The organism is Pseudomonas sp. (assembly GCF_049300855.1).
GTDB lineage: Bacteria > Pseudomonadota > Gammaproteobacteria > Pseudomonadales > Pseudomonadaceae > Aquipseudomonas.
This window is the reverse complement of record NZ_JBAQKH010000006.1, coordinates 37,266-54,820: the sequence shown is the minus strand read 5'-3', so window position 1 is coordinate 54,820 and position 17,555 is coordinate 37,266. Positions and strand designations below refer to the sequence as shown.

15 protein-coding genes, 1 tRNA gene and 1 pseudogene are annotated in these 17,555 nt (G+C 59.8%); 9 read left to right on the top strand and 8 right to left on the bottom strand.

Features of this window, described 5'->3' with window-relative positions; translation table 11 throughout:
• Positions 1-9: 9 nt before the first annotated feature.
• Positions 10-3,228, top strand: coding sequence for a transporter substrate-binding domain-containing protein (locus WA225_RS01665; RefSeq protein ID WP_422606621.1), 3,219 nt, complete (start codon positions 10-12; stop codon positions 3,226-3,228).
• A gap of 62 nt (positions 3,229-3,290) precedes the next feature.
• Here the strand turns inward: WA225_RS01665 and WA225_RS01660 are convergent.
• A pseudogene (locus WA225_RS01660) lies at positions 3,291-3,413 on the bottom strand (aldo/keto reductase); the annotation flags it as partial.
• A 151-nt stretch (positions 3,414-3,564) separates the two neighbouring features.
• Entirely contained in the window at positions 3,565-4,473 is a 909-nt protein-coding gene (locus tag WA225_RS01655; RefSeq protein WP_422606620.1) for a LysR substrate-binding domain-containing protein, read from the bottom strand.
• Between the two features lie 105 nt (positions 4,474-4,578).
• Between WA225_RS01655 and WA225_RS01650 the strand changes: the two genes are divergently transcribed.
• From WA225_RS01650 to WA225_RS01640, 3 genes are all read left to right on the top strand, one after another.
• Positions 4,579-5,445 carry a pirin family protein gene (locus tag WA225_RS01650; RefSeq protein WP_422606619.1) on the top strand — a complete coding sequence of 289 codons (867 nt, stop codon included), beginning with the start codon at positions 4,579-4,581 and terminating at the stop codon, positions 5,443-5,445.
• Positions 5,446-5,762: 317 nt separating this feature from the next.
• The gene (gene ycaC, locus WA225_RS01645; protein WP_422606618.1) at positions 5,763-6,389 is read left to right on the top strand and encodes an isochorismate family cysteine hydrolase YcaC; all 627 of its coding nucleotides are present in this window, start codon (positions 5,763-5,765) and stop codon (positions 6,387-6,389) included.
• Positions 6,390-6,611: 222 nt separating this feature from the next.
• A complete protein-coding gene (locus tag WA225_RS01640; RefSeq protein ID WP_422606617.1) occupies positions 6,612-8,054 on the top strand; it encodes a mechanosensitive ion channel domain-containing protein in 1,443 nt (480 codons plus the stop codon).
• Positions 8,055-8,056: 2 nt separating this feature from the next.
• Here the strand turns inward: WA225_RS01640 and WA225_RS01635 are convergent, their stop codons facing one another.
• Positions 8,057-8,638 (bottom strand): GNAT family N-acetyltransferase, encoded by a 582-nt coding sequence (locus WA225_RS01635; protein ID WP_422606616.1) that lies wholly within the window; start codon positions 8,636-8,638, stop codon positions 8,057-8,059.
• Between the two features lie 129 nt (positions 8,639-8,767).
• On the opposite strand from WA225_RS01635, the gene xth reads away from it, so the two are divergent.
• On the top strand, positions 8,768-9,562 hold the full coding sequence (gene xth / locus WA225_RS01630; protein WP_422606615.1) for an exodeoxyribonuclease III: 795 nt from the start codon (positions 8,768-8,770) through the stop codon (positions 9,560-9,562).
• Between the two features lie 101 nt (positions 9,563-9,663).
• On the top strand, positions 9,664-10,497 hold the full coding sequence (locus WA225_RS01625; RefSeq protein WP_422606614.1) for an arylamine N-acetyltransferase family protein: 834 nt from the start codon (positions 9,664-9,666) through the stop codon (positions 10,495-10,497).
• Here the strand turns inward: WA225_RS01625 and WA225_RS01620 are convergent.
• Entirely contained in the window at positions 10,494-10,820 is a 327-nt protein-coding gene (locus WA225_RS01620; RefSeq protein ID WP_422606613.1) for a BrnA antitoxin family protein, read from the bottom strand. The two genes, WA225_RS01625 and WA225_RS01620, sit on opposite strands and share 4 nt — an antisense overlap.
• Positions 10,821-10,823: 3 nt before the next feature.
• Positions 10,824-11,108 carry a BrnT family toxin gene (locus WA225_RS01615; RefSeq protein WP_422606612.1) on the bottom strand — a complete coding sequence of 95 codons (285 nt, stop codon included), beginning with the start codon at positions 11,106-11,108 and terminating at the stop codon, positions 10,824-10,826.
• A 254-nt stretch (positions 11,109-11,362) separates the two neighbouring features.
• Between WA225_RS01615 and WA225_RS01610 the strand changes: the two genes are divergently transcribed.
• Complete coding sequence (locus WA225_RS01610) at positions 11,363-12,886, top strand: nucleobase:cation symporter-2 family protein (protein ID WP_422606611.1); 1,524 nt, start codon at positions 11,363-11,365, stop codon at positions 12,884-12,886.
• A gap of 115 nt (positions 12,887-13,001) precedes the next feature.
• Here the strand turns inward: WA225_RS01610 and WA225_RS01605 are convergent.
• A tRNA-Asn gene (locus WA225_RS01605) sits at positions 13,002-13,077 on the bottom strand.
• 220 nt (positions 13,078-13,297) lie between these two features.
• Between WA225_RS01605 and WA225_RS01600 the strand changes: the two genes are divergently transcribed.
• Positions 13,298-13,528 carry a hypothetical protein gene (locus tag WA225_RS01600; RefSeq protein WP_422606610.1) on the top strand — a complete coding sequence of 77 codons (231 nt, stop codon included), beginning with the start codon at positions 13,298-13,300 and terminating at the stop codon, positions 13,526-13,528.
• Here WA225_RS01600 and WA225_RS01595 read toward each other — a convergent pair.
• A complete protein-coding gene (locus WA225_RS01595; RefSeq protein ID WP_422606609.1) occupies positions 13,525-13,725 on the bottom strand; it encodes a hypothetical protein in 201 nt (66 codons plus the stop codon). The genes WA225_RS01600 and WA225_RS01595 overlap by 4 nt on opposite strands.
• Positions 13,726-13,949: 224 nt before the next feature.
• Entirely contained in the window at positions 13,950-15,146 is a 1,197-nt protein-coding gene (locus WA225_RS01590) for an amino acid aminotransferase (protein WP_422606608.1), read from the bottom strand.
• Positions 15,147-15,483: 337 nt separating this feature from the next.
• On the opposite strand from WA225_RS01590, the gene uvrB reads away from it, so the two are divergent.
• A complete protein-coding gene (gene uvrB, locus WA225_RS01585; protein WP_422606607.1) occupies positions 15,484-17,499 on the top strand; it encodes an excinuclease ABC subunit UvrB in 2,016 nt (671 codons plus the stop codon).
• Positions 17,500-17,555: the final 56 nt, after the last annotated feature.

Genomic DNA, 17,555 nt, shown 5'->3' with positions numbered 1-17,555 from the left:
CCTGCGAACATGAAATTGGGATACCAGGTCTGGTGGCTGTGGTTGAGCCTCGTACTGGTGTGCCGTGCCAATGAGTTACCACAGCCACTGCAGGTACTGACGCGTGCCGGGCCGGACAACGTGCAGGTGCGTCTGGACGAACAGGAACGGCAATGGTTGCGTCAGCATCCGCTGTTGCGCATGGGCATTTCCGGGCCCGATTACCCGCCGTTCGAGATCACCCGCAATCAGCATGAGCTGGAAGGGCTCACGGCGGATTACGCGGATCTGTTGGCGCAACTGCTCGGCATCCGAATGGAGGTGCGGCGCTATGCCAACCGGGACGCAGTGATGGCGGCACTCAAGCACGGTGATCTCGACCTGCTGGGGACATCCAATCAGTTTGAAATCGCCGACCCGAATTTCATGTTGTCGCGCTCTTACGCTGAAGATCAGCCGATGCTGGTGACCCGGCACGATGAAGCGTTGCCCATGGACCTGGCTGGTAAACGTCTGGCCATGGTCGAGGATTATCTGCCGCTGGCGAGTGTGCAGGCGTTTTATCCGCAGGCGCAGGTGCAGCGCTACCCCTCGGCGATGGACGCGCTCGGTGCTGTGGCGTTTGGCGCCGACGATGTTTATCTGGGCGATTTCATCAGCGCCAACTACTTGATCAACACCAATTATCGCAATGACCTGCAACTGGCCGGGCCGTCGGGGCTTGATGCCAATCCGTTCGGCTTTGCCATGTTGCGCAGTGATGTGCGCCTCAAGCGTATTGTCGACAAGGCGTTGGCGGCGATTCCGCTTGAGCATCGCTATCGCATTGAACAGCGCTGGAGCGCCGGGCCTGCGGAGATGGCCGAGCAGGCTCGGGTGCAACTGAGTGCCGCCGAACAGCAATGGCTGGAGCAACATCCGCTGGTGCGGGTCGGCGCCATCGAAGATTTTGCGCCACTGACTTTTTTTGATGCTGACGGTCGCTTCAGCGGGCTTTCGGCGCAACTGCTGAGCCTGATCAGCCAGCGCAGCGGCCTGCATTTCGAGATCGTGCGCGGAGCCTCGCTGGATCGGCAGATCGAGCAGCTTAAGGCCGGTGAACTGGATGTGTTACCGGTGGTCACGCCGAGCAGCGAGCGCGAGGCCGAGCTGCAATTCACTCGGGCCTATCTGAACAATCCCTTCGTCCTGGTCGGTGCGGCGACGGCGCAAAGCCCGCGCACGCTCGATGACCTGGCGGGCAAGCGGCTGGCGATTTATCGCGGTCACCCGTTGCGCGGATATCTGCTGGCGCGCGTGCCCAGGATTCGTCTGGTCGAGGTCAAAAGTCCGGCCGAGGGCATGGCGTTGATTGCCAAGGGGCAGGCCGAGGCTACGGTGAGTTCATTGCTGGTCGCGCGCTTTCTGATCGCCCGGCAGTACCGCGAGCGTTTGCGCATCATCGGCACTGTCGGCGACCAGCCGGCGCGCATTGCACTGGCGACGACGGCGCAGGCGCCAGCGCTGCATTCGATCCTGAACAAGGCATTGCTGAGCATCGCCCCGCAACAGATGGACGATCTGGTCGAGCGTTGGAGCCACGACGTGGTGGTGGAGGACAGCTACTGGCTGCGGCATCGCCAGACCATTGTTCTGGGGTTTGCCGGGGCAGCGGTTTTGCTGCTGCTGGCGCTGGGCTGGATCGCTTTCCAGCGTTGGCAGATCCGCCAGCGCCAGCAATGGTTGCAGCAATTGCAGGAAGCCAAGGAAGCGGCGGACGATGCCAACCGCGCCAAAACCACGTTTCTGGCGACCATGAGCCACGAAATCCGCACGCCGATGAACGCGTTGATCGGCATGCTCGAACTGGCGCTCAAGCGTGCCGAAGAAGGGGTCACCGATCGTTTGGCGATTCAGGTGGCGTCCAATGCCGGGCAACAGCTGCTGGCCCTGATCGGCGACATCCTCGACATCGCGCGCATCGAAACCGGGCATTTATCGCTGGCCCCTGAACGCGCCAATCTGCGTGAACTGGTGGTGTCGGTGTGCCGTGTATTCGAGGGGCTGGCCCGGCAGAAACGCTTGCTCTGGCACATCGACGTCGATGTACACAGCGACGTCGATGTGCTGATTGATCCGACGCGTTTCAAGCAAGTGCTGTCGAATCTGCTGAGTAACGCAATCAAGTTCACGGAGGATGGCGAAGTGCGTCTGTGGCTGACGGTGAGCGCCGTTTCGGCCGAGCGACTGGCGGTACAAGTGGTCATCGAGGACAGCGGCATTGGCATCAGCGCGCAGGATCGGCAGCGGCTGTTCAGTCCGTTCGTGCAGGCACGCAACAGCGCGCAATCGGTGCGCAGCGGCTCCGGGCTGGGGTTGGTGATCAGTCGCAGTCTGTGCGAAATGATGGGCGGCACCTTGCGTCTGGACAGCGAGCCGGGGCGGGGTACCCGTGTCGAGGTCAGTCTCGAGTTGCCATTGCTGGTCGCACTCGCGCAGCCTTCCACAGCCACTGAAATAGCGGCGACGACCGCCTGTTCACTGAGCGTGCTGGTGGTGGATGATCACCCGGTGAACCGTTTGTTGCTGTGCTGGCAGTTGAGCGATCTCGGGCATCGTACGGTCGACACCGAGGATGGCCATGAAGCGCTGGAACGCTGGCGGGCACAGCCGTTCGATGTAGTCATTACCGATTGCAACATGCCACGGCGCAATGGTTACGAACTCGCCCGGGCCATTCGTGATGAAGAAGCCGCGAGTGGTCGCACGCCGTGCCTGATTCTCGGATTTACCGCCAATGCACAGGTCGAGGAGAAAGTGCGTTGTCTTGCCGCCGGCATGGACGAGTGCCTGTTCAAACCGATTCGCTTGCACGATCTGGCGCAAGCTCTGAGTGACGCCAGCCATTGTGAGGGGATTGTCGTCGAGGAGGATGAAATCGCTCTGGCCGTGCTCGACTTGAGTGCACTGGAACAAATGGCCGGCAGTGATCACGCGCTGATCGTGCGTCTGCGCGAGGAAGTCTTGAACAGCCTGAACCAGGATCTGCAACGCCTTGATGCCTTCAGTCAGGAACAGGATGCGGGCGGGCTGAGTGAGCTCGCCCATCACATCAAGGGCGCCGCGCAAATGGTCGGCGCGGCGCGGGTGGTCTCGGCGTGCGACGAGCTCGGGCGGGCGTGCGCAGATGCCGAAAGCGTGACGCTGGGCAGGGCGATCGAAACGCTGCGCGAAGCCATGCACGGCCTCGCGCAACGCCTTGAGACTTGAGGCTTGATGCTTGAGACTTGAGGCTCAATCCCAGGCTGGCGCGATGCCTTTCGGGCTGGTCAGGCGATGGCCGCGCCGACATCGGCTTCGTTTTCATAGATTTGTGCGGTGTCGATGACGCGGTAGCCGAGTTCAAGAGCGGTACTGAGCGAATCGATGACGTGGGGCAAAGCACTGTTGACCAGAAGTCATGAATCAGGTTTGCATTTTGTCTTGTCCGGGCTGGCCTCATCGCTGGCAAGCCAGCTCCCACAGGGATTTATGTTGGCAATGAATGATGTGTTGACCCCCAAATCCTGTGGGAGCTGGCTTGCCAGCGATGGCTGCACCGCCGATTCAGGCAATGTCGCTGTGGGCAAACTCCTCGCCGAGAAAATCGATCAAGGTGCGCACCGACGGTAACAAGCCGCGCCGCGACGGAAAGATCGCATGCACCACCCCGCACTTCGGCGCCCAGCCCGGAATCAACTCGACCACACGCCCCGCGGCAATGTCCTCACGCACCACCACACTCGGCAAATGCGCCACGCCAACCCCGGCAATTACCGCTTGGCGCAAAGCAATCAAATCATCAGTGACCATCCTCGGCGAATGTCGAATCAGCGCGGTATTGTCATTCGGTCCGAGCAGTTCCCATTGATATTCACGCTGCGCCGCGCCCCAATGCAGGCTCGGCAAACCATTGAGGTCAGCAGGCGAGGGCGGTGACGACAGGTGTTCGACAAACTGCGGGCTACCGACCACCGATTGCGTGCTGTTACCGAGCACCTTCATCACCATGTCGGTGTTCTCCAGCGGCGGAAAACGCACGCGCAGGGCGATGTCGAAGCCTTCGTGCAACAGATCGACGCGGCGATTGGTGCTCTCGATGAATAATTCCACCAGCGGGTATTTGAGCATGTAGCGGGTGAGCATCGGCCCGACCCAGGAGTTGAGTAGCGCTGTCGGACAACTCAAACGTACCAGCCCTTGCGGTTCGGAGCGGTTGCGCTCGATCAGCTCGGCGGCGCTTTCGGCTTCGACGCGCATGGCCAGGCAGCGCTGGTAATACGCCTGACCGATTTCGGTCAGCGAGCAATGGCGACTGGTGCGGTGCAGCAGGCGTACGCCGAGGCGTTCTTCCAGTTCGGAAATGCGTCGGCTGAGTTTCGATTTGGGCATGTCCAGGGCGCGCCCGGCGGCAGCGAATCCGTGGTGCTCGACCACTTGGGTGAAGTAGTAGAGGGTGTTGAGGTCTTCCACCATCGTTCTCCATATAGAACGCTAAGGCTGATTTTTGCAGTCTAGTGCATTAATGGTCATGGATTTAAGCTTGATCCATCGCATCACTCACCCCCATTGGAGACAACCATGAAAAACATCATCGGTATCTACACCAGCCCGCGCGGCCATTGGGTCGGCGATGGTTTCCCGGTTCGCACGCTGTTTTCCTACGATAACCTGGGCAAACACATCAGCCCGTTCCTGCTGCTCGATCACGCCGGCCCTGCCGATTTCACCCCGACGACTGAACGGCGTGGCGTTGGTCAGCATCCGCACCGTGGTTTCGAAACCGTGACTATCGTTTATGAAGGCGAAGTGCAGCACCGTGACTCGACCGGCAGTGGCGGTGTGATCGGCCCGGGCGACGTGCAATGGATGACGGCGGCTTCCGGGATCCTCCATGAGGAGTTCCACTCGGAAAACTTCGCCAAAACCGGCGGCAAACTGGAAATGGTCCAGCTGTGGGTCAACCTGCCGGCCAAGGACAAAATGGCCGCACCGGGCTACCAGACCATTCTCGACAGCGACATCCCGAGCATCGCGCTCAAGGACAACGCGGGCAGCCTGCGCCTGATCGCCGGTGAGTTCGATGGCCACAGCGGCCCGTCGCGCACTTTCACGCCGATCGATGTGTGGGATCTGCGCCTGAACGCCGGCAAGTTGCTGACGCTGGAGCTGCACGAAGGCCGCAACACCGCACTGGTGGTGCTTAAGGGCTCGGTGCAGGTCAACGGTGTGGAATCGGTGCGCGAAGGGCAGTTGGCACTGTTCGAACGCAACGGTCATCAGCTGACCCTCGAAGCCAGCCAGGACTCGGTGGTGTTGCTGCTCAGCGGTGAGCCGATCGATGAGCCGATCGTCGGCCACGGCCCGTTCGTGATGAACACCGAGCAGGAAATCCACCAGGCCTTCGCCGACTTCCAGTCCGGCCGCTTCGGCCAGATGCACACTTAACGCACTACCACTGTGCTCTACATAGGACGCGTAGGCCGGTTCGCAGGCCAGGGATGGCTGTTGCCTGAAGAAAAGCGACAAGCGCAGCGTTTCACGCCGTGGTCGACAGGTCCGGTAATCACGCCAAAAGGGCCACTGATCCGACAGTTGCTCATTTGGCCTGGGCCGGGGTGGTGCCGATCGACATCATGGCTACGCTTTGCGAGCTGCAAGGCTCGACATGTCGCGAACGAACACGAGGTGCCGGATTCCCGGCGCTGATCGTTTCATCCACGCCGATCAACAGTCGGCTTCGTCAACACGCGAGGATTACTGCAATGACCACTCAATACAAACGTCTGGACAAGAACAATGCTGCCGTTCTGCTGGTCGATCATCAGGCGGGCCTGCTGTCGCTGGTGCGCGATATTGACCCTGACAAATTCAAGAACAACGTGCTGGCGCTGGCCGATCTGGCCAAGTATTTCAAGCTGCCGACGATCCTCACCACCAGTTTCGAAACCGGCCCCAACGGCCCGCTGGTGCCGGAACTCAAGGCACTGTTTCCCGATGCGCCATACATCGCCCGTCCGGGGCAGATCAACGCCTGGGACAACGAGGATTTCGTCAAGGCGATCAAGGCGACCGGCAAGAAGCAGTTGATCATCGCTGGCGTGGTCACCGAAGTCTGCGTGGCATTCCCGGCGCTCTCGGCGCTGGAAGAAGGCTTTGATGTGTTCGTGGTCACCGATGCTTCCGGCACGTTCAACGAACTGACCCGAGATTCGGCGTGGAACCGTATGTCCACGGCCGGTGCGCAATTGATGACCTGGTTTGGCCTCGCCTGCGAACTGCACCGCGACTGGCGCAACGACATCGAAGGGCTGGGCACGCTGTTCTCCAACCACATCCCGGACTACCGCAACCTGTTCACCAGCTACAACAGCCTGAGCAACGATAAATAACCTGGGTCACACCTCAATCCCCCTTGTGGGAGCGAGCTTGCTCGCGAAAGCGGTGGATCAGTCAAAGACGTATTGACTGACACGACGCCTTCGCGAGCAAGCTCGCTCCCACAAGGGTTTTGCGGTGTTTTTGCGCGGGTGTTCATCCGCTGAAATCAATTGCTCCTACACTTGCTCAATCTGTGCGATCTTCTCGCGATTGGCCTTCGTCGGAGTTGTTTGATGCTGTCTCTGCTGACCGAACATCCGTTGTTTTGCGCGTTGATCCTGATCCTCCTCGATCTCGGTCTGTGGCGTCTGATCAGCTCCCGTGGCAGCGAGTGGAAACTGCTGGTGCGGGTGCTGATTTTCGCGTTGTTCAGCGTGCTGCTGTTCAACGAAGGCCTCAACCCGATGGAGCCGGCGCCGTGGGCCGACAACGTGCCGCTGCACCTGGCGGCGACAGGGTTGCAGATTGGCTGGTGGCTGTTCGGCGCGCGTACCCTGACGGTGTTGATCGGCGCAGTGATGATGCAACGGGTCGGCCACACCGGGCGGTTGTTGCAGGATTTGCTCGGCGCGGTGATTTTCCTCATTGCGATCATTGCGGCGCTGGCTTACGTGCTGGATCTACCGGTCAAAGGCGTGTTGGCCACCTCCGGCGCCTTGGCGATCATCGTCGGTCTGGCCTTGCAGAGTACGCTCAGCGACGTGTTTTCCGGGATCGTCCTCAACACCACCAAGCCTTATCAACTGGATGACTGGATCTCCATCGACGGCACCGAAGGCCGGGTCACCGATATCGATTGGCGCGCCACGCGTTTGCAGACCAGTCAGGGCAGCATGGCAGTGATCCCCAACTCGCTGGCGGCCAAGGCCAAGATCATCAACTTCAGCCGGCCGAGCAACATGTTCGGCGTCGCGGTCAGCGTGCAAGTCAGCCCGCATGCGCGGCCCAATTCGGTAATCGATGCACTGGAACGAGCGATGCAGGGTTGTCGGCAACTGCTCGACACACCGGCGCCGAGCGTAGCGCTGAAAAGCTCCGGCAGCAGTGGCGCGGAGTACGAGATCAGCGGATTTGTCGCCTCAATGGGTGAGAAGCGCGTGGTGCGCAATCAACTGTTCGACCTGGCGTACCGGCACTTGCAGGCGTCCGGGGTCAATCTGCTGTCGAGCGATGAAAGCACGGCGCCGACCAACCTGTCGCGGCCACGGGCGTTGCTCGACAGTTCGCCAATCTTCTCGACCCTGCGTCAGGAAGAGAAAGACACCTTCAGCCAGAACATGACCCTGCAAACCTTCCGCGCCGGCGAGACGATCCTTGAGGCGGGGGAGGTCAGCGATCACTTGTTCATTATCGAGTCGGGTGTGGTCACGGTGACGTTGACGCGCCATGGCACGCCGTTCGAGTCCGGACGCATGGGCCCGGGTGAAGTGATCGGCGAGGCCGGCATTCTTTCCGATACTTCTGTACCTGCGACGTTTGCCGCGAAGACCTTCTGTGCCCTCTACCGCATCGAGAAGACTTACCTTAAACCGTGCCTCGATGCGCGCCACGACATCAACGACGCAATGAAAGCCTTGCTCGATTACCGCTTGCACAAGGCGCAGGCGCTGACCGAGGAAGTGCCGGTGGTGGTGGCGAAAAAAGGCTTCCTGCAATGGCTGCGCAGTCGCGCCTGAGGTTATGCGTAGGCGGCGAGTTTCTGCTCCAGGTGCAAGCGCACCTGCGGCCACTCGTCGTCGATGATGCTGAAACGCACCGAGTTGCGCTTGCGTCCATCCGGCATGATCCGCTCATGGCGGACAATGCCTTCCTGCTGCGCGCCAAGGCGCAGGATCGCGTTGCGCGACTTCTGATTGTTCTCGTCGGTGGTGAACTGCACGCGCACGCAATCGAGCACCTCGAAGGCGTGGCGCAGCATCAGGTACTTGGCTTCGGTGTTGACGAAGGATTTCTGCCAGCTCGCCGAGATCCAGCTGCTGCCGATCTCCAGCTTGCGATTGAGCGGGTCGATCTTCCAGAAACGCGTTGAGCCGATCACTTCACCGCTGTCCTTCAGCACAATGACGAACGGCATCACCGTGCCGGCATCACGGCCATCGAGGGCTTTTTTCAGATAGCTGTCGACGGTGCTTGCTGAGGGCACGACCGTGACGGTGAGATTCCACAACTCGCCATCGGCGGCAGCGTCGAGCAGGGCGGCGGCATCTGAATATTGAAGCGGGCGCAGAAGGATGCGCTGACCTTGCAGCGTGGTTTGCATGGGATTCACGTCTCGGCAGTGCAGGCGAATGGCGAGCGCCTATTACGCCGCAGCGGGCTGATCCGATGCAACCGCCACGATGTTCACGAGGTCACAATTTTCACAGCCCACGGGCAGGAGCCTGCGCCGATGAAAAACCTGCGAATCGCCACTTATAACGTCAATGGTTTACGCGCGCGCCTGCCGAATCTGCTGGATTGGCTCAAGCGCGAGCAACCGGACATCGCCTGCCTGCAAGAACTCAAGTCTGTCGACACGGCATTCCCCGCCGCCGAACTTGAAGCCGCCGGTTACGGCGCCATCTGGCAGGGCCAGGCCGCGTGGAATGGCGTGGCGATTCTGGCCCGTGACGCGCAACCGCTAGAGAGTCGACGCGGTCTGCCGGGCGATCCGGATGACAAGCACAGCCGCTATCTGGAAGCGGCGGTGCACGGCGTGCTGGTCGGTTGCCTGTACCTGCCCAACGGTAACCCGCAGCCGGGGCCAAAATTCGATTACAAACTGGCCTGGTTCGAACGGCTGATCAACTACGCCAAAGACCTGCAAAGCAGCGATCACCCGGTGGTGCTGGCCGGTGATTACAATGTCGTGCCGACCGACATGGACATCTACAACACCCGTTCCTGGCTCAAGGATGCGCTACTGCAACCGCAGAGCCGCGAGTGCTATCAACGCTTGCTCGATCAGGGCTGGACCGATTCGCTGCGCCATTTGTATCCCGAGGATCGGCTCTACACGTTTTGGGACTACTTCCGGCAGCACTGGCAAACCAATTCCGGCCTGCGCATCGATCATCTGCTGCTCAACCCGGCGCTGAGCCCGTATTTGCATGAGGCCGGCGTGGACGCCTGGGTGCGCAATGAGCCGCACGCCAGTGACCATGCACCGACGTGGATTCGCATCGGTTCACGCAAGAAGCGCTAGCAGACGATTGGCGAAATCAATTGTCGGAAACACTGCCCGATCCCGTATACATGGCGACCATCAACGCAGTGAACTGCGGCCCCATGCATAAGGATTGAGCAATGAGCGAGCCACGCCTGACGAATCTGAAGCTGTACCTGCAACACCTCGGTTTTGATGCCCCGCCGGCGCCCACGCTGGAGAGCTTGCGATTGTTGCAACTGCGCCACACCGGCGTGTTTCCTTTCGAAAACCTGGCGACGATTACCGGGGCGCCGGTGTTGATCGATCTGCCGTCCATCGAAGAAAAAGTCTTGCTCGGTGGCCGTGGCGGTTACTGCTACGAACTCAATAATCTGTTTTTTGCCCTGCTGCTTGAATTGGGCTTCGACGCCCGTGCGATCAGCGGGCGGGTGGTGATGAATCAGCCTGCAGGCAGTTGGACCGCGCGCACCCACCGTTTGAGTCTGGTGACCATCGACGACGTGCGTTACATCAGCGATGTCGGCTTTGGTGGCATGGTGCCGACCGCGCCGCTGCTCCTCGACACCGAAGCTGCGCAAGCGACCCCGCACGAACCGTATCGCATTGAAAAACAGGCCGACGGCTACATGCTGCAGGCCGAAGTGGCGGGCGAGTGGCGGCCGATGTACTTGTTCGATCTGCAGCGCCAGGAAGACATCGATTACACCATCGGCAACTGGTACGTCTCGACGCATCCCGAGTCACCGTTTACCCAGCGCCTGATGGTCGCACGCACCGGTGATGGCTGGCGCAAGACCCTCAATAACGGCAGCTTCGCCGTCCATCGCATGGGCGCCAGCAGTGAGCGGCGCGAGGTGGCGGATGTCGATGAATTGATCGAGTTGTTGGCGCACGAGTTTGGCCTGCGCCTGCTTGATCTGCCCCACGTGCGTCAATCTCTGGCGCGGATGATTCTGCCTGTTGCCGTCTAGGGTTTGACGTCGGGCTCCAGCACTCGACGGATTTCCCCGACCGCTGCCGAGAGCTTTTTCTCGAGGCTCTTGAGATCGGCGGCGGTGATGCCTTTCTTGAATTGCCCACTCGATTCGGCTTGTTCCGGTTTGGCAATGGCATCGAGCAGGGCATGACGCAGGGTGTTATTGATTACCGTCTGATAACCGAACCCTTCGCTCTCTGCGACCGTACGCGCCGCTTCGATGACAGCGTCATCGAGCATGATGGTGATGCGTGTTTTACCCTTGTTGGGCGCCACTGCGCCGCGTTTGCCCTGAGAGAAGTCATATTCGTCTTTCATCGGTCAAGCCTCCAGAAAATAAGCGCAGCGTTCGCTCGGTGTGGCGGCACGTGCAGAAATGATTCGAACGACATTCGCTTCCCGGTAACTGTACGCAACGACCAACAAACGTCCTTTGCCGTTGAGGCCGATCGTGATCCAGCGTTGTTCGTCATGGTCGTTGTCCTCGATCGTCAGAGCTCGTTCGTCGTGGAGGACCGGTTCGGTTTCCGCGAGACTGACGCCCTTGTGCTTGAGTTTGTTGGCTGCGTTCTTGCTTTTGTCGTACTGAATAGTGAATGACTTCATTATGCATACTTTATATGTATAAAAAAGAGTGCGACTGCACCGTCGGTCGCCGTGAACACTTCAGCGTAGTGGCGGCAGGCGAGGGCACGGGAGGGGAAGTGTTGCCGGATTTGTGGGGGATGGAAGCGGCAGGATAGAAGCTTGGGTGGCTACCTATCCATTATGTGACTGATAAGTTGTATACAACTCTATGGACATTTGTCACGAGTATTGAATACAGTGTGCGCATAACAAAAACCAGGGAACCCCCCACCATGAAAACGCCCCATGTTTCACACCAACGGCCCGAGGACGAAAATCTCGGGGTCGGCGCGAATATGGCTTACGGCCTGCAACATGTTCTGACCATGTACGGCGGTATCGTTGCGGTGCCACTGATCATCGGCCAGGCGGCCGGCCTGTCGCCGGCGGACATTGGTTTGCTGATTGCTGCTTCATTGTTTGCGGGGGGGCTGGCGACACTGCTGCAAACCCTGGGTCTACCGTTTTTTGGCTGTCAGTTGCCGCTGGTACAGGGCGTGTCGTTCTCCGGCGTGGCGACCATGGTCGCGATCGTCAGCAGTGGCGGGGAGGGCGGCTTCCAGTCGGTGCTTGGCGCAGTGATTGCGGCCTCCTTGATCGGCTTGCTGATCACGCCAGTGTTCTCACGTATCACCAAGTTCTTCCCACCCTTGGTCACCGGCATTGTGATCACCACCATCGGCCTGACGCTGATGCCGGTGGCCGCGCGCTGGGCGATGGGCGGCAACAGCCATGCGCCGGACTTCGGCAGCATGCAGAACATCGGTCTGGCGGCCGTCACGCTGGTGCTGGTGTTGTTGCTGAGCAAAGTCGGTAGCTCGACCATCTCGCGTCTGTCGATCTTGTTGGCCATGGTGATCGGCACGGTGCTGGCGGTGTTCCTCGGCATGGCGGACTTCTCCAGCGTCACCACCGGGCCGATGTTTGGCTTCCCGACGCCGTTCCACTTCGGTATGCCGACTTTCCACTTCGCCGCGATCCTGTCGATGTGCATCGTGGTCATGGTGACGCTGGTGGAAACTTCGGCGGACATCCTGGCGGTCGGTGAAATCATCGGCACCAAGGTCGACTCCAAGCGTCTGGGCAATGGCCTGCGGGCGGACATGCTGTCGAGCATGTTTGCACCGATCTTCGGCTCCTTCACCCAGAGCGCCTTCGCCCAGAACGTCGGGCTGGTGGCCGTGACCGGGATCAAGAGCCGTTATGTGGTGGCCACTGGCGGTGTCTTTCTGGTGATCCTCGGCTTGCTGCCGTTCATGGGCCGGGTCATCGCCGCGGTACCGACTTCGGTACTTGGCGGTGCCGGTATCGTGCTGTTCGGCACGGTGGCGGCGAGCGGTATCCGTACGCTGTCCAAGGTTGATTACCGCAATAACGTCAACCTGATCATCGTCGCCACCTCGATCGGTTTCGGCATGATCCCGATTGCCGCACCGAACTTCTACGATCACTTTCCGAGCTGGTTTGCGACCATTTTCCACTCGGGTATCAGTTCGTCGGCGATCATGGCGATCCTGCTCAACCTGGCGTTCAACCACTTCACCGCCGGCAACTCGGATCAGCAATCGGTGTTTGCCGCAGCCGAGGAGCGCACCCTGCGTTATCGCGATCTGGCGGCGCTGCGTGAAGGCGATTACTTCAGCGACGGCAAGCTGCATGACTGCGATGGCAAGGAAGTGCCGGTGATCGAGCCGGATGATCACGATCATGGGCAGGGCGTGCCGAAGGTGCAGGTGCGACCCAGCGAGCACGTCTGAAGACTGCGTCTGAATAGAAAAGGGCCGATCTGTTACCCACAGATCGGCTCTTTTCGTTCTTTTCAGGCGCCCACAAAAAAGCCCCTGAATCTTTCGATTCAGGGGCTTTGCTATTTGGCTCCACAACCTGGACTCGAACCAGGGACCCAATGATTAACAGTCATTTGCTCTACCAACTGAGCTATTGCGGAATTGGTGCGTATGTTACTGATTCAAAAAGAGAAGTCAAGCATCGATTGTGAAAATGAATGATTCGCCGGGATGCGCGGTGGATTGTCAGCGATTGGCGGTTACCAGATTCCCGCCAGAGGTCTACCATGGCCGCCCGGAAGTGGTCACACGCGCTGCCGGCCATTCGCCGAAAAAGGTACGCGTCATGAACCATTTGTCCCGCAACAGCGAGGTGTTCGCATGAGCATCGCGCAAATCAGCCTGCCCAAAGGCGTCGGTCCTCACGCCGAAAAACTCTTCGATGCAATAACCCAGGCCAGCACCGCCGAGGAATTGAACCGCGCGGGCGGCAAGGCCGAAGGTTTTGTCCTCGGTCTGGAAAGCACCAAGGCGATCAAGAGCCAGATCGCCGAATCGCTGTACGTCGTCTATGACGATGCTGCGACTCAGCGTGCGGCTGAACTGGCTTAACTGCCGAAAGTAATGGTGCCCATCAACAGCTTGGCGTAAGCCGCGGTGGCGGCCAGTTGCACCAGCCACAGCGCCAGGCCGCCGAGGAAGACCCCGGCTGCAACTTGCAGCACCAGGCTTTTCTCGCGTTTGGCCGACGCGCGAGGGATGAAATCATCCAGGTCGTCTCGGTCGGCGCGCAGGTTGTCGTTTTTCATATCTGATCTCACAAAATTCTGGAATGTACTCATCACCTGTGGGAGCGAGCTTGCTCGTGAAGGCGTCATGTCAGTCGACAACGATGTTGAATGACAGGTCGCTTTCGCGAGCAAGCTCGCTCCCACATTTGGACATGTGTGCAGTTTAGAGGGGATAGGGATTGTTTCGTGACAATAAAAAACGGGAAGCCCCAAGGCTTCCCGTTTTTCATCAGGCAGCGAAATCAGATGACCTGAACGATCGCATCCGTCACAGCCTTGATGTTGCTCTGGTTCAGCGCAGCCACGCAGATGCGGCCGGTGTCCAGGGCGTAGATGCCGAACTCGTTGCGCAGGCGATGAACCTGTTCAGTGGTCAGGCCGGAGTAGGAGAACATCCCGCGCTGGCGACCGACGAAGCTGAAGTCGCGGCCCGGTGCTTTCTCGGCCAGCAGGGCAACCATCTGCTCACGCATGCCGCGAATGCGCAGACGCATTTCGGCCAGCTCGGCTTCCCACTGCGCGCGCAGTTCCGGGCTGTTCAACACCGCAGCGACGATGCTTGCACCGTGGGTCGGCGGGTTGGAGTAGTTGGTGCGGATCACGCGTTTGACTTGCGACAGTACGCGCGCGCTTTCTTCTTTCGACTCGCTGATGATCGACAGCGCGCCAACGCGCTCGCCGTACAGCGAGAACGACTTGGAGAACGAGCTCGAGACGAAGAACGTCAGGCCGGACTCAGCGAACAGGCGCACGGCAGCGGCGTCTTCGTCGATACCGTCGCCGAAACCCTGGTAAGCCATGTCGAGGAACGGCACGTGACCTTTGGCGCGGACGACGTCCAGCACGTTGTTCCAGTCCGCCGGGGTCAGGTCGACGCCGGTCGGGTTGTGGCAGCACGCGTGGAGGATAACGATCGAGCCGTTCGGCAGGGCGTTGAGGTCTTCGAGCATGCCGGCACGGTTAACGTCGTGGGTGGCGGCGTCGTAGTAGCGGTAGTTCTGCACCGGGAAACCGGAGGTTTCGAACAGCGCGCGGTGGTTTTCCCAGCTCGGGTCGCTGATCGCCACAACGGCGTTCGGCAGCAGTTGCTTGAGGAAGTCGGCACCGATTTTCAGTGCGCCGGTCCCGCCGACGGCCTGAGTGGTGATAACGCGACCGGCGCTGATCAGCGGCGAGTCGTTGCCGAACAGCAGCTTTTGCACGGCCTGGTCGTAGGCGGCGATGCCATCGATCGGCAGGTAGCCGCGCGAAGCGTGTTGAGCGACGCGAATCGTCTCGGCTTCGATTACAGCGCGCAGAAGTGGAATTCGCCCCTCTTCGTTGCAGTAAACACCCACGCCCAGGTTGACCTTGGTGGTCCGGGTATCGGCGTTGAATGCTTCGTTGAGGCCCAGGATTGGATCGCGGGGTGCCATTTCGACAGCGGAGAACAGGCTCATTATTGCGGCGGCTCTGAATGGATAGTGGAGGGACGTGTGGCGCTCCAGCCGAATGCACTAGAGCGGTGCACAAACGGGGAGCTAGTATAGAGGCCATCTGCGAGCAATGGCGACAGGCGATTAGGCTTTTCAGGCAAGTTTTTCCGATTATTTCTTGACCGTTAGTCGATTGCTCATGTCAGAGTCTTTACCGGATGTAGGACGTTTGCCTTGAAAGAGCGGGCAATCGCCACCACATTGAGCACAATCCAGCTTTTTTCTTGCGCGACATCGGTCGTTTGCGGTCGTCCCCGTGGTGCTCCGCTTTGTTCGGAATGCCGCGATCCCAGAGGTGTGTATGTCCGAATTCCAGCTTGTCACCCGCTTCGAGCCCGCCGGCGATCAGCCGGAAGCCATTCGCCAACTGGTCGAGGGCATTGAAGCCGGGCTGGCGCACCAGACGCTGCTCGGTGTGACCGGTTCGGGCAAGACCTTCAGCATCGCCAATGTCATCTCGCAAATACAGCGCCCGACGCTGGTGCTGGCGCCGAACAAAACCTTGGCTGCGCAGCTGTACGGCGAGTTCAAGGCGTTTTTCCCGAACAACGCCGTCGAATATTTCGTTTCCTACTACGACTACTACCAGCCCGAAGCCTATGTGCCGTCGTCCGACACCTTTATCGAGAAGGACGCGTCGATCAACGACCACATTGAGCAGATGCGTCTGTCCGCGACCAAAGCGTTGCTGGAGCGCAAGGACGCGATCATCGTCACCACGGTGTCGTGCATTTACGGTCTGGGCAGCCCGGAAACTTATTTGAAGATGGTCTTGCACGTCGATCGCGGCGACAAACTCGATCAACGCGCATTGCTGCGGCGCTTGGCCGACCTGCAATACACCCGCAACGACATGGATTTTGCCCGGGCAACATTCCGTGTGCGTGGCGATGTCATCGACATTTACCCGGCGGAATCCGATCTGGAAGCGATTCGCATCGAGCTGTTCGATGACGAGGTCGAAAGCATTTCCGCGTTCGACCCGCTGACCGGCGAAGTCATCCGCAAGATGCCGCGCTTCACCTTCTACCCGAAGAGCCACTATGTGACGCCACGGGAAACCCTGCTCGACGCCATCGAACACATCAAAGTCGAATTGCAGGAACGCCTCGAATACCTGCGCAGCAACAACAAACTGGTGGAAGCCCAGCGGCTGGAACAGCGCACCCGTTTCGACCTGGAAATGATCCTCGAACTGGGTTACTGCAACGGCATCGAAAACTACTCGCGCTACCTGTCCGGGCGTCCGGCCGGTGCCGCGCCGCCAACCCTTTACGATTACCTGCCGGCGGATGCGTTGCTGGTGATCGACGAATCCCACGTCAGCGTGCCGCAGGTCGGCGCGATGTATAAGGGCGACCGTTCACGTAAGGAAACCCTCGTCGAATACGGCTTCCGTCTGCCCTCTGCACTGGATAACCGGCCGATGCGGTTTGACGAATGGGAAGGGGTCAGCCCGCAGACCATTTTTGTCTCGGCGACACCCGGTAACTACGAAGCCGAACATGCTGGGCGCGTGGTCGAGCAACTGGTGCGCCCGACCGGGCTGGTCGATCCGCAGATTGAAGTACGCCCGGCGCTGACCCAGGTCGACGATCTGCTGTCGGAAATCTCCAAACGGGTGGCGATCGAAGAGCGTGTGCTGGTTACCACCCTGACTAAACGCATGGCCGAAGACCTTACCGATTACCTCGCCGATCACGGCGTGCGCGTGCGTTATCTGCACTCGGACATCGACACGGTTGAGCGCGTCGAAATCATCCGCGACCTGCGTCTCGGCACGTTCGATGTGCTGGTCGGGATCAACCTTCTGCGCGAAGGTCTGGACATGCCGGAAGTGTCGCTGGTGGCGATTCTTGACGCGGACAAGGAAGGCTTCTTGCGTTCTGAGCGTTCGCTGATTCAGACCATTGGTCGTGCTGCACGTAACCTCAATGGCCGGGCGATTCTGTATGCCGATCGCATGACCGGCTCGATGGAGCGGGCGATTGGCGAGACCGAGCGGCGTCGCGACAAGCAGATCGCCTTCAACCTGGAAAACGGCATCACCCCGCGCGGGGTGATCAAGGATGTCGCCGACATCATGGAAGGCGCCACCGTGCCGGGCTCGCGCAGCAAGAAGCGCAAAGGCATGGCCAAGGCTGCCGAAGAGAACGCCAAGTACGAAGCCGAATTGCGTTCGCCGAGCGAGATCACCAAGCGTATTCGTGCGCTGGAAGAGAAGATGTATCAGTTGGCGCGGGATCTGGAGTTTGAAGCGGCGGCGCAGATGCGCGACGAGATTGCCAAACTGCGTGAGCGGCTTTTGGCGGTTTGATCTTCATTGCCTGAGCGGGCCTCATCGCTGGCAAGCCAGCTCCCACAAGGATTGAT

Excerpts from the sequence above, each read along its gene's own strand:
- WA225_RS01665 (WP_422606621.1), top strand. The coding sequence starts at position 10 with ATGAAATTGGGATACCAGGTCTGGTGGCTGTGGTTGAGCCTCGTACTG.
- WA225_RS01655 (WP_422606620.1), bottom strand. The coding sequence starts at position 4,473 with ATGGTGGAAGACCTCAACACCCTCTACTACTTCACCCAAGTGGTCGAG.
- WA225_RS01650 (WP_422606619.1), top strand. The coding sequence starts at position 4,579 with ATGAAAAACATCATCGGTATCTACACCAGCCCGCGCGGCCATTGGGTC.
- ycaC (WP_422606618.1), top strand. The coding sequence starts at position 5,763 with ATGACCACTCAATACAAACGTCTGGACAAGAACAATGCTGCCGTTCTG.
- WA225_RS01640 (WP_422606617.1), top strand. The coding sequence starts at position 6,612 with ATGCTGTCTCTGCTGACCGAACATCCGTTGTTTTGCGCGTTGATCCTG.
- WA225_RS01635 (WP_422606616.1), bottom strand. The coding sequence starts at position 8,638 with ATGCAAACCACGCTGCAAGGTCAGCGCATCCTTCTGCGCCCGCTTCAA.
- xth (WP_422606615.1), top strand. The coding sequence starts at position 8,768 with ATGAAAAACCTGCGAATCGCCACTTATAACGTCAATGGTTTACGCGCG.
- WA225_RS01625 (WP_422606614.1), top strand. The coding sequence starts at position 9,664 with ATGAGCGAGCCACGCCTGACGAATCTGAAGCTGTACCTGCAACACCTC.
- WA225_RS01620 (WP_422606613.1), bottom strand. The coding sequence starts at position 10,820 with ATGAAAGACGAATATGACTTCTCTCAGGGCAAACGCGGCGCAGTGGCG.
- WA225_RS01615 (WP_422606612.1), bottom strand. The coding sequence starts at position 11,108 with ATGAAGTCATTCACTATTCAGTACGACAAAAGCAAGAACGCAGCCAAC.
- WA225_RS01610 (WP_422606611.1), top strand. The coding sequence starts at position 11,363 with ATGAAAACGCCCCATGTTTCACACCAACGGCCCGAGGACGAAAATCTC.
- WA225_RS01600 (WP_422606610.1), top strand. The coding sequence starts at position 13,298 with ATGAGCATCGCGCAAATCAGCCTGCCCAAAGGCGTCGGTCCTCACGCC.
- WA225_RS01595 (WP_422606609.1), bottom strand. The coding sequence starts at position 13,725 with ATGAAAAACGACAACCTGCGCGCCGACCGAGACGACCTGGATGATTTC.
- WA225_RS01590 (WP_422606608.1), bottom strand. The coding sequence starts at position 15,146 with ATGAGCCTGTTCTCCGCTGTCGAAATGGCACCCCGCGATCCAATCCTG.
- uvrB (WP_422606607.1), top strand. The coding sequence starts at position 15,484 with ATGTCCGAATTCCAGCTTGTCACCCGCTTCGAGCCCGCCGGCGATCAG.